The 12,261-nt window shown below is 72.4% G+C and carries 13 protein-coding genes; 5 read left to right on the forward strand and 8 right to left on the reverse strand.

Features of this window, described 5'->3' with window-relative positions; translation table 11 throughout:
• Positions 1-3: 3 nt before the first annotated feature.
• On the forward strand, positions 4-909 hold the full coding sequence (gene metF, locus ABD691_RS19280) for a methylenetetrahydrofolate reductase [NAD(P)H] (RefSeq protein ID WP_344681658.1): 906 nt from the start codon (positions 4-6) through the stop codon (positions 907-909).
• Here the strand turns inward: metF and ABD691_RS19285 are convergent.
• On the reverse strand, positions 879-1,595 hold the full coding sequence (locus tag ABD691_RS19285) for a phosphotransferase (protein ID WP_344681660.1): 717 nt from the start codon (positions 1,593-1,595) through the stop codon (positions 879-881). The genes metF and ABD691_RS19285 overlap by 31 nt on opposite strands.
• Positions 1,579-2,268 (reverse strand): DUF3153 domain-containing protein, encoded by a 690-nt coding sequence (locus ABD691_RS19290; RefSeq protein ID WP_344681662.1) that lies wholly within the window; start codon positions 2,266-2,268, stop codon positions 1,579-1,581. Before ABD691_RS19290 ends, ABD691_RS19285 begins: the two co-directional genes overlap by 17 nt.
• 77 nt (positions 2,269-2,345) lie before the next feature.
• On the opposite strand from ABD691_RS19290, the gene ABD691_RS19295 reads away from it, so the two are divergent.
• Positions 2,346-4,022 (forward strand): DUF885 domain-containing protein, encoded by a 1,677-nt coding sequence (locus ABD691_RS19295; protein WP_344681663.1) that lies wholly within the window; start codon positions 2,346-2,348, stop codon positions 4,020-4,022.
• Between the two features lie 30 nt (positions 4,023-4,052).
• On the opposite strand, the gene ABD691_RS19300 is transcribed toward ABD691_RS19295, so the two are convergent.
• The gene (locus ABD691_RS19300) at positions 4,053-4,634 is read right to left on the reverse strand and encodes a GNAT family N-acetyltransferase (RefSeq protein ID WP_344681665.1); all 582 of its coding nucleotides are present in this window, start codon (positions 4,632-4,634) and stop codon (positions 4,053-4,055) included.
• Between the two features lie 296 nt (positions 4,635-4,930).
• On the opposite strand from ABD691_RS19300, the gene ABD691_RS19305 reads away from it, so the two are divergent.
• On the forward strand, positions 4,931-5,395 hold the full coding sequence (locus tag ABD691_RS19305; RefSeq protein WP_344681667.1) for an SAV_6107 family HEPN domain-containing protein: 465 nt from the start codon (positions 4,931-4,933) through the stop codon (positions 5,393-5,395).
• On the forward strand, positions 5,392-6,171 hold the full coding sequence (locus ABD691_RS19310; RefSeq protein ID WP_344681669.1) for a maleylpyruvate isomerase N-terminal domain-containing protein: 780 nt from the start codon (positions 5,392-5,394) through the stop codon (positions 6,169-6,171). The genes ABD691_RS19305 and ABD691_RS19310 overlap by 4 nt, the downstream gene beginning before the upstream one ends.
• Positions 6,172-6,368: 197 nt before the next feature.
• On the opposite strand, the gene ABD691_RS19315 is transcribed toward ABD691_RS19310, so the two are convergent.
• Positions 6,369-7,601, reverse strand: a complete 1,233-nt coding sequence (locus ABD691_RS19315) for a phosphodiester glycosidase family protein (RefSeq protein WP_344681672.1) — start codon at positions 7,599-7,601, stop codon at positions 6,369-6,371.
• A 167-nt stretch (positions 7,602-7,768) separates the two neighbouring features.
• Between ABD691_RS19315 and ABD691_RS19320 the strand changes: the two genes are divergently transcribed.
• Positions 7,769-8,287 (forward strand): GNAT family N-acetyltransferase, encoded by a 519-nt coding sequence (locus ABD691_RS19320; RefSeq protein WP_344681674.1) that lies wholly within the window; start codon positions 7,769-7,771, stop codon positions 8,285-8,287.
• Between the two features lie 61 nt (positions 8,288-8,348).
• Here the strand turns inward: ABD691_RS19320 and ABD691_RS19325 are convergent, their stop codons facing one another.
• The 4 genes from ABD691_RS19325 to ABD691_RS19340 all read right to left on the reverse strand — a co-directional run.
• The gene (locus ABD691_RS19325; RefSeq protein WP_344681676.1) at positions 8,349-9,569 is read right to left on the reverse strand and encodes an MFS transporter; all 1,221 of its coding nucleotides are present in this window, start codon (positions 9,567-9,569) and stop codon (positions 8,349-8,351) included.
• Complete coding sequence (locus tag ABD691_RS19330; protein ID WP_344681678.1) at positions 9,566-10,690, reverse strand: PLP-dependent cysteine synthase family protein; 1,125 nt, start codon at positions 10,688-10,690, stop codon at positions 9,566-9,568. Before ABD691_RS19330 ends, ABD691_RS19325 begins: the two co-directional genes overlap by 4 nt.
• Positions 10,691-10,783: 93 nt before the next feature.
• Positions 10,784-11,188, reverse strand: coding sequence for a hypothetical protein (locus ABD691_RS19335; RefSeq protein WP_344681681.1), 405 nt, complete (start codon positions 11,186-11,188; stop codon positions 10,784-10,786).
• A 395-nt stretch (positions 11,189-11,583) separates the two neighbouring features.
• Positions 11,584-12,261 (reverse strand): Lhr family helicase (locus ABD691_RS19340; protein ID WP_425565117.1); only part of this gene is annotated, 678 nt, incomplete at its 5' end.

A 12,261-nucleotide genomic window follows, 5' to 3' on the forward strand; every position in this document is an offset into this window, starting at 1 on the left:
CGCATGTCAGCGGTGGTGGAGCGGATCGGCGCCGGGAGCACCGGGTTCTCGGTGGAGTTCTTCCCGCCGAGGGACGACGAGGAGGAGCGCGTCCTGTGGCGCGCCATCCGCGAGCTGGAGCCGTGCGACCCGGCGTTCGTCTCGGTGACCTACGGCGCGGGCGGTTCCAGCCGCGACCGCACGATCCGCACCACGGGGCGCATCGCGCAGGAGACCACGCTGACCCCGATGGCGCACCTGACCGCGGTCGAGCACTCGGTCGCCGAGCTGCGCAACGTCATCGGCTGGTACGCGGCGTCAGGGGTGCGCAACGTGCTGGCGATCCGCGGCGACCCGCCGGGCGACCCGAACGGGGAATGGATCACCCACCCGGAAGGTCTCACCTACGCCGAGGAGCTGGTGCGGCTGGTCCGCGAGCTCGGCGACTTCTGCGTGGGGGTGGCGGCCTTCCCGCACGGGCACCCCCGCGCGGTGGACTTCGAGACCGATGTGGAGTTCCTGGTCCGCAAGATCCGCGCGGGTGCGAGCTTCGCGGTGGCCCAGCTCTTCCTGCGGCCGGAGTACTTCCTGCGCCTGCGCGACCGGATGGCCGCGCGCGGCTGCGACGTGCCGCTGCTGCCCGGGGTCATGCCGATCACCACGCCGCGGGTGCTGGGCAAGTTCGGCGAGCTCGCGGGCGCTCCGATCCCGCGGGCGGTGGCCGACCGGCTGGAGCCGCTCGCCGGCGACGCCCGCGCGTTCCGCGCCGAGGGCGTGCTGATCGCGACCGAGCTGTGCGAGCGGCTGATCGCCGAAGGCGTGCCGACGCTGCACTTCTACACGCTCAACCGGTCGAAGGCGACGCGCCAGGTCGTCGAGAACCTCGGCCTGCTGCCTGCTCAGAGCGCCGCGAGCCGGGAGCGCGCGTAGTCGGGTTCGAGCCGCCAGCCCGCGGCCGCTTCCCAGGCGTCGAGCGCCCGCCGGGCCACCGCCAGCCGCGCGCCGGTCAGCGGGGTCCACGGCAGGTCCGCGAGATCGAGGTCGGGGTGGTCGACCCGGGCCTCGTCCCAGTCCAGGAACCCGATCGCTCCACCGTGGACCCGGACGTTGGACGCGCACGCGTCGGCGTGGATCACGCAGCGCCCGCCGCGTGGCAGCCGCGCCCACGCCTCCCGGCACAGCGCCACGGCTTCCGGCGGCATGACCGACAGATCGACATCACCGCCGGTCGTGCGCAGATCTCCGGCCGCGGCGAAGTCCGGCCGCTGCGGCCAGTCCGCCGTCAGCCGGTGCAGCCTGCGCAGCTCGCGCACCACCGCCGGCCAGTCCTGCGAACGCGGTTCACGACCGTCCAGCCAGGTCTGCACGACGATCCCGCCGACGTGCTCGCGCCCGTCGTCGGCGGGCACGACGCGCGGCACCCGGAAGCCGTGACCGGCGAGGTGGCGCAGCAGCGCGAGTTCCCACTCCAGCGCGGCCGGAGAACGCCGCGAACGCCGCGCGACCAGGCGACGCCCGCCGCGCCGCAGCTCGACCACGGAGTTCCGGCGGCCACCGCCCGGAGCCGAGACCACGACGGCGCCGGACCACGGCAGGAGATCAGCGGACTCGATCATCGGCGGGCTTGTGCGCCTTCTCGTGCGACTGCTGGGCCAGCACCCCGACCAGGATCGCCGCCCCGATCGTGATGCCGCCGATCAGCAGCGCCCAGAACACCCAGACCTGCTGGTCGTCCCCGGAGAACTGGTAGATCGCCGACAGCTCGGACACCTCGCCGGGCTGCGGGCTCCAGGTCACCATGCCCGCCGTCTCCGCCCCGTTGGTGTTGGTGATCTCGCCGGGCGCGGTCAGCTCGACGACGAACGACGAGTCGGTGCCCGCCAGCGGCGTCAGGTCCAGCTCCCCGTCCAGCGTGACCAGCGATCCGGTCCGGGTCAGGTGCAGCCGGTACCGGGAGTCCGACGGGTTGAGCTCGGTGGCGAGCCGGTCGAGCTCCTCGAAGCTCAACCCCTGGAACGCCAGCCGGGAACCGACCCGGCCCTCGGCCGAGTAGGGCGTCACCGTGACCCGGTCGGCCAGGTCCGCCGGTGGCTGGAGGCGGAACGGGACCTGGCCGTCGGGGGTCTGGGTGGACACCAGCACCTCGCCGGAGACGCGGTCCTGGTTGTCGATGCTCAGGGACGCGCGGGCGTGCACGCATCCGCTGAGCAGCACCCAGCTCAGCGCGATCACCAGCAGCAATGCGGCGCGGACCCGGTGCGGGCCCGCGCCTGGAATTCCTCCCCGCACGCAACCGAGCTTCCCATCCGCGGCGGGTTTCCGCGCGGTGCGCGAAACCGTCCACCAGGGGCGATAGCGTGCTTGGCATGGGACCCAACCACAACGGTGTGCACGAGATCAGCGACCGCTTCGTGCACGAGCTCGTCGCGCTCGACCCGATCGCCGGAACCCACCTGGGCATCCCCGGCGGGGAGGAGGAGCTGACCGACTACTCGCCGGACGGGCACCGGGCGCGCGCCGAGCTGGCGCGGACCAGCCTGGCCGCGGTCTCGGCGGCCACGCCCGCCGACGACGCGGAACAGGTCGCGCAGGCGGTGTTCGCCGAGCGCGTCGGCCTCGACCTGGAGCTGCACGAGATCGGCGCGGACATGGCCGCGCTGAACGTGATCGCCAGCCCGGTGCAGGACCTGCGCCAGGTCTTCGACCTGATGCCGGCGAGCACTCCCGACGACTGGCGCACGATCGCCCGCAGGCTCACCGCGATGCCCGGCGCGGTGGCCGGGCTGCGCGCCGGTCTCACCGAAGCCGCGGCCCAGGGCAACGTCGCCGCGGCGCGGCAGGTACGCAAGGTGGCCGAGCAGTGCCGGACCTGGTCGGGCGCCGACGGGAAGTCCTTCTTCGCCTCGATGGTGGCGCGAGCCGACGTCGACGACGCGCTGCGCGGTGAGCTGACCGACGCCGCCGCGCGGGCCGCGAGCGCGTACGCCGATCTCGCGGACTTCCTGAGCGGGGAGCTGCTCCCGAAGGCGCCCGACAAGGACGCGGTGGGCGAGGAGCGGTACCGGCTGTGGTCCCGGTTCTTCACCGGCGCCCGACTCGACCTGCGCGAGGCCTACGAGTGGGGCTGGCAGGAGTTCTCCTCGATCGAGGCGGAGATGAAGCAGGTCGCCGACCGGATCAGGCCCGGGGCGACGCTGGCCGAGGCCGCCGCCGCGCTGGACGCGGACCCGCGTTACCAGGTGCACGGTCAGCGGGAGTTCGAGCGGTGGATGCAGGGCCTGTCCGACAACGCGCTGCGGGAGCTGCGCGGCACCCACTTCGAGATCCCCGACCGGCTGATGACGCTGGAGTGCCTGATCGCGCCGCCCGGCGGCGGGGTCGGCGCGTACTACACCGGGCCCACCGACGACTTCTCCCGCCCCGGCCGGATGTGGTGGTCGGTGCCCGCCGACCGGGAGGACTTCCCCACCTGGCGCGAAGTGTCCACTGTGTACCACGAGGGCGTGCCGGGCCATCACCTCCAGGTCGCCACCTCGGTGCACGAGGCCGGACGGCTGAACAAGTTCCAGCGGCTGGTGTGCTTCGTCTCCGGGCACGGCGAGGGCTGGGCGCTCTACGCCGAGCGGCTGATGCGCGAGCTCGGGTACCTGGAGGACGACGGCAACCTGCTCGGCATGCTCAACGACCAGTTGTTCCGCGCCGCCCGGGTGGTGGTCGACATCGGCATGCACCTGGAGCTGGAGATCCCGAAGGGCACCGGGTTCCACGAGGGCGAGCGCTGGACGCCCGAGCTGGGGCTGGAGTTCATGCTCAGCCGCACGATCCAGGACCCGGCGCACGTGCGCGACGAGATCGACCGCTACCTGGGCTGGCCCGGTCAGGCGCCGTCGTACAAGCTCGGTGAGCGGCTGTGGCTGGCGGCTCGCGAGGAAGCCCGGCAGCGCCACGGCGCCGCGTTCGATCTCAAGGCGTTCCACCGCGACGCGCTGCGGATGGGGGCGATGGGGCTGGACACCTTGCGGGAACAGCTGGCTCGGCTGTAGCCGTTCACGGGTCGTGGGCGGTCGTGCCGCTCACGACCCCTGGCGCGGTTCCAGCGGGAGGGCGCGGCCCAGGACGGCGAACGGCCTCGGATCGCCGGTGAACTGGTAGTGGCGCAGGACGTCCTGGAAGCCGATGCGGCGGTAGAGGCGCCACGCGCGGGTCGGTCCCTCCGGAGTGGACAGCAGCACCTTGCTGCCCGCCGCTCCGTCGAGCAGCCTGCGCAGGATCTCCTCGCCCAGTCCGCTGCCCTGGCTGTCCGGGCGCACGTGCAGCTCGGTCAGCTCGAAGTAGTCGGTCAGCCATTCCTCGGCGCTGCCGGGCGACCGCGCGAGGATTCCCCGCCGGACCTGCTCGTGCCACCACTGCCCGGGGTGGCCCAGGTAGCCGTAGCCGACTCCGAGGAGCTCGTCGTCGGCGGTCAGCGCTCCGACGCAGCGCCAGCCCGCGCGCAGCATGTGCGCCGACCACATGGGGGCGCGCTGCTGCGCCGTCGAAGGCGGGTAGCCCATCGCGTTCACGTAGATCCGCACGGCCTCGTTGAGGCGTTCGCGGAACTGGTCGGCGGAGAACTCGACGATCCGGTCGGAGCGTGGGGACGGCGCGGCGGTCACGGGCCGACACTAAAGGGTCAGCGCCGTCAGGGGTGTGTCCGGTCGGGTGATCGTTTCCACCCGGTATGACTCGAACAGGTGAGCTACAGCGCAAAGCTTGAGTCGATCTGCCGGACCCGCTAATCTGAAGTTGTTCGAACTGAGGTTCGATTCCCCTCCCAGGGTTGTCCGCAGGTTCGAACGCCTTTGTCCGGTGGTGGGGTGGGGGAAGCACCCCGCCACCGGACATCGCCGGCTTCCCCACGGCGCAGCACCGACACGTCACGAGTCGTGCACCAGACCGCGAGGAGAAGCCGATGTCTCTCTCAGCTCACCTGTCGATCCCGGCGCCGCGACGTTCCCCGGACGACCACGGGGTGGCGCGGGGCGACCGGCCGTCTCCGGAAGCGCAGACCCCGGCGGGCGCGCTGTCCCTGCTGGTCCAGGCCCGCGGACACCTGCTCGATGCGAAACAGGCGTCCCGGCCCGCGGACCGCTACGTCTGCGCCCACCTCGCCGCTCTGCGCGCGGCGACCGCCGTGGTGGTCGCGCGCGCGTGGAGCCTGGAGCACGCCAAGCCCACCAGCGTGTGGCGGTTGCTGGCCGACTCGGCTCCGGAGTTGCGCGACTGGGCCGACTTCTACGCCGCCCGGTCCGACCGCCGCGCCGCCGCGGAGGCGGGTATCCCCGGGGTGACCGGACAGGACGCCGACCAGCTGCTCCGGCGTTCCGGCGAGTTCCTCGACATCGTGGGGCGAAGTTTGCTGGGGGCGGGTCTGTGAACGGTCGTGTGCCGGTCGACCACGGCCGGATGCTCGACCTGCTCGCCATCGAGGGGCAGCTGCTCACCGCGGCCACCCACGACGCCCACGAGGACCTGCCGGTCCCGGGCACGCCCGGGCGGACGGTCGGCCAGACCGTCGGCAACCTGGGCGATCTGTGCGAGGACGCGCTGTCGTGGATGGGCGCGTCGGAGCAGACGGCGAGCAGGTGGGGCGCACGACGCCCGGACGGCGGCCTGTCCGGGCTCACCGGGCGGTTCACCGCCAGGCTCGCCGACCTGCTCGCCGAGTTCGGCACGAGATCACCGGACGAGCCGTGCGCGACGTGGTGGCCGGAGGACCACAGCGTGGGCTTCTGGCTGCGGCGGATGCTGCACGCGACGACGGTCCACCGGGTGGACGTGCAGGTCGCGGCCGGGGTGCCGATGACGTCGATCGACATCGCGCAGGCGGTCGACGGCATCGACGAGGCGCTGCGGCTGTGGTTCGGCTACCGCCTGCCCGCGTTGGGCATCAGCGCGACGCGCAGCTGCTCGGTCGCCGTCAGCGCGGGCGGGCGGACCTGGTGCGCGTCGGCGAAGCAGCGGCGCCTGGAGGCGCGGCCGGCCGGCTCGGGCGCCGAGTGCGAACCGGTGGCGACGGCGACGCTGGGCGGCGAGCCGGACGCGGTGTACCTGTGGCTGTGGGGCCGGTTGCCGGACCGCGCCGTCGAGGTCGAGGGCGACCTGGACGCCATCGCACAGCTCTGGGGTCTGCTCCGGCTCGCGACCTGGTGAACCGGCTGGGTCGCGGGGGATGCGCGCGTGCTCTCGCGACCAAGTCCTCGCGGTGCTGGGAGGACTTCCAAGGGATCGCTTCCCAGCCGCGCGAGTCCAGTTGAACCACCCGAGCCGCCGCCCCTCGCCCGAGCCGCCGTCCTTCACCCGAGCCGCCGTCGCTCGCCCGAGCCGGCGGCCCGGGCGAGCGCGGAGCGCTACTTGCTGAACAGCCCGATCCCGTTGGCGACCGGCCGTTCCTTGCCGTCGGACGGGTTGTTGCGCACGGTGACCCGATCGGCGCCTTCCTCTCGCGCGACCAGCGTCGTGGAACCGCCGCCGTCGAGGTTCACCGCGTCGTCGGCGCCGAGCTGCTTGAGCAGGTCGGCGAGCTCGCTGACGGTCAGTCCGACGCTGACGTCGGAGCGCCCGTCCATCGCCACCAGGAAGACGTGCTTGCCGTCCGCGCTGACCCCGGCCGACGTCCGCGGGGCGAGCGCCTCGGTGTCCAAATCGGACAGAGCAGCGCCGTCGCGGAGGATCGGGAAGCCGCCGACCGCGGCCTGGTACTCGGGTGCGCCGACCGGCGCCAGGCCGTAGTCCACGGACACGGGATCGCCGGGCTTGAGGTCGTCGAGTTCGCCGACGCCGCCCTCGCGGCCGACGAGCACGAAATCTCCCTCCGCGATGGCGCCCTCGCCGGGCTTGTCGTGGACCTCAGCCACCTTGCCGTCGTTCACCACGACCTCGATCGTGGTGTCGCTGCACGGCGCGCCGCGATCGGTGTCGGTGCCGCAGGTCGACCTCAGGCGGGACATCGAACCCCACTCCGAGGTGAACACGCCGACGCCGTCCACCGGCAGCGCGTACTGGTTGAGCCCGTCGACGCCCAGCACGCCCTGGTCGGTCTGGATCTTGCCCTCCAGGCTGACCGTCCCGACCCGCGCGACGCGGTCGACGCCCAGCCCGAAGACGTCCTCGGTGGTCGTCCCGTCCGGCAGCCCCGGCCCGAACCGCTGCCCGTCGGGCACCGCCGCCTTGCGGTCGTGCCCCGCGGCGATCTCGGCGCCGACAGCGGAGCCGGTCGGCGTGACGCCCTCGTGCTCGTCGGTGTTGTTGAAGAAGTCGCCGTTGACCCCGGCGACCGCTTTCTGCCCGTCGGCCAGCGCCGAGATCGCGGTCGGCTCGGTGACCGATTCCCGGTGCAGCAGGCCGAGATCGACCCGCGGGTTGGTGAGATCGGCCTGCAGCAGGTAGCCCTGGGTCGACCCGTGGTCGGTCTTCCAGGTGAAGGAGCGGAACGTCACGCCGGGGGCGACCGGCTCGTCGTCGGACAGCAGCACGCCGGGTGCGGCTCCGGCCGGGGTGATGGGGGTGAGCAGCACGCCGCACACCGCGGCGACGCCGAGCGTCAGCTTCCGCCCGCCGGGCAGGCGCGTTTTCGATTTCACCGTGCAGAATCCCTTCTGCTCGAACCGAGATCCGGTGGTCGGCGGCAGAAGACCATGCGCGGGTGAAGGGGCAGTGAACGATTGACGGAATCGTGACCATTTCCGTCGGAACCTGACTCCGATTAATCCGGTTGCGGCGCCGGAACCGGCGACGGCATCGTGTGCCGGTGCTGATCCGACGTGAGCAACCCGCCGACCACGACGCCGTTCGCGAGGTGGTCCGCGCGGCGTTCGCCGACCAGGCCGCACCGGGAACCGAGCCAGTGGAGGTCGGCCTGCTCGACGCGTTGCGCGCCGACCGGGGCTGGATCCCGGAACTCTCGATGGTGGCCGTCGAGGACGGGAACGTCGTCGGGCACGTCGTGTGCACGCGGGCGCACATCGGTGCTGACCAGGCGCTCGGCCTAGGGCCGCTGGCCGCCCTGCCGGACCGGCAGCGCCAGGGCATCGGCAGCGCGCTGATGCACGCGGTCCTCGGTGCCGCCGACGCGCTCGGCGAGCCGGTGGTCGTGCTGCTCGGTCACCTCGACTACTACCCCCGGTTCGGCTTCCGCCCCGCCACCGAGTTCGGCATCACGCCGCCGGTGGCCGAGTGGGGCGAGCACTTCCAGGCCCGGCCGCTGACCGCGTACCGGTCCGAGATCCGGGGCGCGTTCGAGTACGCGAAGCCATTCAACGACCTGTGAGGCCTGGGCACGTTCAACGACCTGTGAGGCCGGGGCGTGCCGACACGCCCCGGCCGGCACGTCAGGCGACCGCCACCGGATCCTCCAGCCGTCGCGAGCGGTCCAGCTGCCACAGCGCTGTTCCGCACACCAGGCCGAGAACGCACAGCAGCAACCACGGCAGCGCGGGCACGCCGTACCCGCGGGCCAGGTCCAGCGCGGCGCCGGTGAGCAGGTTGCCGAGCATGATCCCGACTCCGCACACCGTGTTGTAGAGGCCGTAGTAGCTGGCGACCAGGTTCCCGCCGGAAAGCCGGACGATGGTGTCCATCTCGAACGGGAACACCACCAGCGTCCCCAGCGAAAGCATCGCCGCCGACAGCACCAGCGGTGCGAACCCGCCGGTGCCCAGGGCGGGCGGGACGAACGCCAGCCCCATCAGGGCGAGACCACCGGCCAGGCAGGTGCCGGGGCGGAACTTCCCCTTGCACCACGCGGTGATCCGCACCTGCCCGGCGATCGCGAGCAGCCCGGACACCGCGAACAGCACGGCGACCACCATCGTCCCGGTGCCGTCATCCGGCGCCAGCCGCCGCGCTTCCAGCGGCAGGGCGAGGTAGATCTGGTAGTTCAGCACGTAGCTGCTGATCATCACGACGGAGAACAGCACGAACGGCTTGTTGCTCGCCATCGTCCGCCACTCGGCCAGCACCGACGGCCGCTCCGCGCCGGAGGTCGCCACCCGCTGCGGAAGCGCGCGGATCTGGAGCACCGTCAGCACCAGGAAGATGCCCGCGGCGACCAGGCAGGTGATCTCGAACGCGATGCCGGTCAGCGCCAGCCCCACCAGCGGCCCGAGCAGGATTCCGGCCTGGTAGAAGACGTTGAACAGCGCGAACGCCTCCACTCGCCGCTCCCCGGCGTCGGTCGACAGGTACGCGCGCACCGCCGGGTTGAACAGCGCGCCCGCGAACCCCGTCGCGGCCGAGGTGACCAGCAGCGCGGGCAGCGAGTCGACCAGGCCGATCAGCGCGAAACCGCCGGTGCGCAGGGCACATCCGGCCACGATCAGCGGTTTGTACCCGAAGCGGTCGGCCAGCGTGCCGCCGATCAGGAACATGCCCTGCTGCGCGAAGTTGCGCACGCCGAGGATCAGCCCCACGGTCCAGACCGCCAGGCCGAGACCGGCCGAGAGGTGGTTGGCCAGGTAGGGGATGAGCATGTAGAAGCCGATGTTGATGGTCAGCTGGTTGAGCATCAACATCCGCACCGGATGGGAGAACGACCGGAACTGCCGGATCATCGGGCGCGCTCCTCGGGGTCGAGCACGGTGCGGCAGCGGGTCCAGCGGCGCACCTCGGTGCCGAACGGGTCGGTGATCTCGTCCGGTTCGCCGGGAGCGGCCCGCAGCAGCAGATCGTTCTCCTGGCAGTACCGGTCGTTGTAGACCGTGTCGAAGTAGCGCTCGGGTCCGTCCGGGAACACCGCCGCGATGCGGGTGTCCGACGGCTCGGTCCGGGCGACCCAGCCCGCGACCAGCCCGACGGCGCCGACGCTCCAGCCGCCGCTGGTGTTCTGCGTCGACGCCAGCGCGCGTGCGGCCCACACCGCCTCCGCCGGAGCGACCCAGTGCACCTCGTCGAACGCCGGGTGGTCGACGTTGCGCGGGTGGATGCTGGACCCGAGACCCCGCATGAGCCGTTTCCTGGCCGGTTGACCGAAGATCGTCGAGCCGACCGTGTCGACGCCGACCAGCCGCAGGTGCGGGAAGAACTCGCGCAGCGCCCGGCTGACCCCGGCGGAGTGCCCGCCGGTGCCGACCGAGCAGACCAGCACGTCGATCCGGCCGAGCTGCGCGACCAGTTCCATCGCCAGCGACCGGTACCCGTCGACGTTGTCCGGGTTGTTGTACTGGTCGGGGCAGAACGAACCCGGTTGCGCGGCGAGGACTTCGCGCACCCGGTCCCGCCGGGCCTGCTGCCAGCCGCCGACCGGGTGCGGCTCGGCGACCACCTCGATCCGGGCGCCGAACGCGGTGAGCAGGCGGTGCATGATCGGTTCCAGCCCGGGGTCGGTGACCAGCGTGACGGAGTGGTGGTGGACCGATCCGGCCAGCGCCAGGCCGAGCCCGAGCGTGCCGCTGGTGGACTCGACGATCATCCCGCCGGGCACCAGATCACCTCGCGCGCGGGCGGACTCGACCATGTGCAGCGCCGGACGGTCCTTCATGCCGCCGGGGTTGAAGCCTTCGAGCTTGGCCCAGAATCCCCGGCCGATGGTGTTGAACGGCCGGTCGACCCACAGCACCGGCGTGTTGCCCACCGCCACGGCGGGATTCGGGCAGCGGACGGCGGAAGTGGTGAGCTGGGCTGGGGAGAACCCGGACTGCGCCGGGATGTGGACGTGCGGAACCACGGTTTCCACGAGAGCGACCTTTCTCAGGGCGCGCGGCATCGCCGCGCGGGTGCGAGCGCGCGGGAGAAATCCCGCGTCGATGTCAGCGGGGGCGCGCTCTCATCACACCCGCGTGATGCACACCTGGGTCAGCAGCGCGCGGCCGGACCACGCCTGGGCGACCGGAGCCGGTGGTTCGGGCAGACACCAGCGCTCGACGTCGCTGGTGGTGAACCCGGCCTCCGGAACGAGCAGCGGAGTGGGCAGATCGGCCGGGTGGAGATCCCGCGAAGTCGCGAAGCAGATCTCCGAATGCGTCGTGAGTGTGTGGCCGTCGTGCTCGTGCTCGGGACCGCAGTGCGAGGAGGCGTTCGCCTCGGCGGTGCTGATCGAAGAGACGCTGACCGAGGCGGACGCCTCGTGCGTCGTGCAGATGGCCGCGTGGGCGGCGAGGAAGGAAGCGAGGAAAGCGAAAACCACGAACAGGCGGACGGCGGATCGCCGCCGGGTGGTCTCCGCTGCGGTCACGGAATCCAGTCTAGCCACGGCGCGAGATCCCGTGCCAAGTCCTCTTCGGACCATGGCGATTTCCCGAAGCCGCAACGGAAGCCGGGTGCGGGTGGGGGCGAGGTTCCGCGAGCACGACGCGAGCCGCTCCCCGCGCGGCGGGGGACTGAGGCCGACTGCATCGCCTATGTCGCCCGCTCCCGCGTGCGCCAGGGAACCGAACTGCCTGAGGTCGCCGAGCGGGGACAGGGCCGTTCTCCGGGCGTGCCAGGGATCCGAATCGTCTGAGCCCGCCGAGTAGGGACAGCGCCGCTCCCTGCGCGTGCCAAGGATCCGAACCGTCTGAGCCGCCGGGCGGGGACAGCGCCGCGCTCCGCGGGCGCCAAGGAACCGAAGCCCGGCGGCAGCCGCGGCGTTCACGCTCGAAGCCGGAGTCCCTTCGGCGTGGCGCGGAAACCGGCCTCGGTGAGGATCTCGGCCATCCGTGACCCGAGCGCGCCTTCGCCGTCGGTGCGCTGCACCGCGAGCTGGTCGAGCCAGCCCTCGCGCACGGCACGCGCCAGCGCACCGGCCGCCTGCCGCAGTGCCGCCTCGTCGTCGCTGAACGACAGCAGCGACTTCCCGCCGCGCTCGACGTAGAGCACCGCCTCGCCCGCCACCAGCACGACGAGCGCGCCCGCCTTGCGCCCCGGCCGGTGCCGCGTGTCGGACACGGGCGACGGCCACTCCAGCGCGGCTCCGTACGGCTGCGCGGGATCCGCCGCTGCCAGCACCACGGCCTGCGCCTCCTCGTCGGTGCGCGACGACGCGCGCAACCGGTCGATCGCACCCGGCACCGCGAACTGCGCGGCCCCCAGCCCCTCGACGACGTAACCGCGACGGCACCGCCCGGACTCCTCCATCGCCCGGAGAACCTTGTACACCGCGGAAAACCCGCCGGACACCCGCTCGGTGTCCAACGCGCCCCTGGTCAGCACGCCGTGCCTTTCGAGGAACGCCTCCGCCCGCGCGTGCGCGCGCCGCGTGGGCTCGGCCGCGGGGCGTGGCGCCAGCGACCACCGTCCCGACACCGTCGGCGGGCCGGTCCGGCTCGG

This window comes from Saccharopolyspora taberi, from assembly GCF_039534165.1.
In the GTDB taxonomy this organism is placed as follows: domain Bacteria; phylum Actinomycetota; class Actinomycetes; order Mycobacteriales; family Pseudonocardiaceae; genus Saccharopolyspora_D; species Saccharopolyspora_D taberi.

Coding starts and splice junctions, on each gene's coding strand:
- metF (WP_344681658.1), top strand. CDS start 4: ATGTCAGCGGTGGTGGAGCGGATCGGCGCCGGGAGCACCGGGTTCTCG.
- ABD691_RS19285 (WP_344681660.1), bottom strand. CDS start 1,595: ATGATCGAGTCCGCTGATCTCCTGCCGTGGTCCGGCGCCGTCGTGGTC.
- ABD691_RS19295 (WP_344681663.1), top strand. CDS start 2,346: ATGGGACCCAACCACAACGGTGTGCACGAGATCAGCGACCGCTTCGTG.
- ABD691_RS19305 (WP_344681667.1), top strand. CDS start 4,931: ATGTCTCTCTCAGCTCACCTGTCGATCCCGGCGCCGCGACGTTCCCCG.
- ABD691_RS19325 (WP_344681676.1), bottom strand. CDS start 9,569: ATGATCCGGCAGTTCCGGTCGTTCTCCCATCCGGTGCGGATGTTGATG.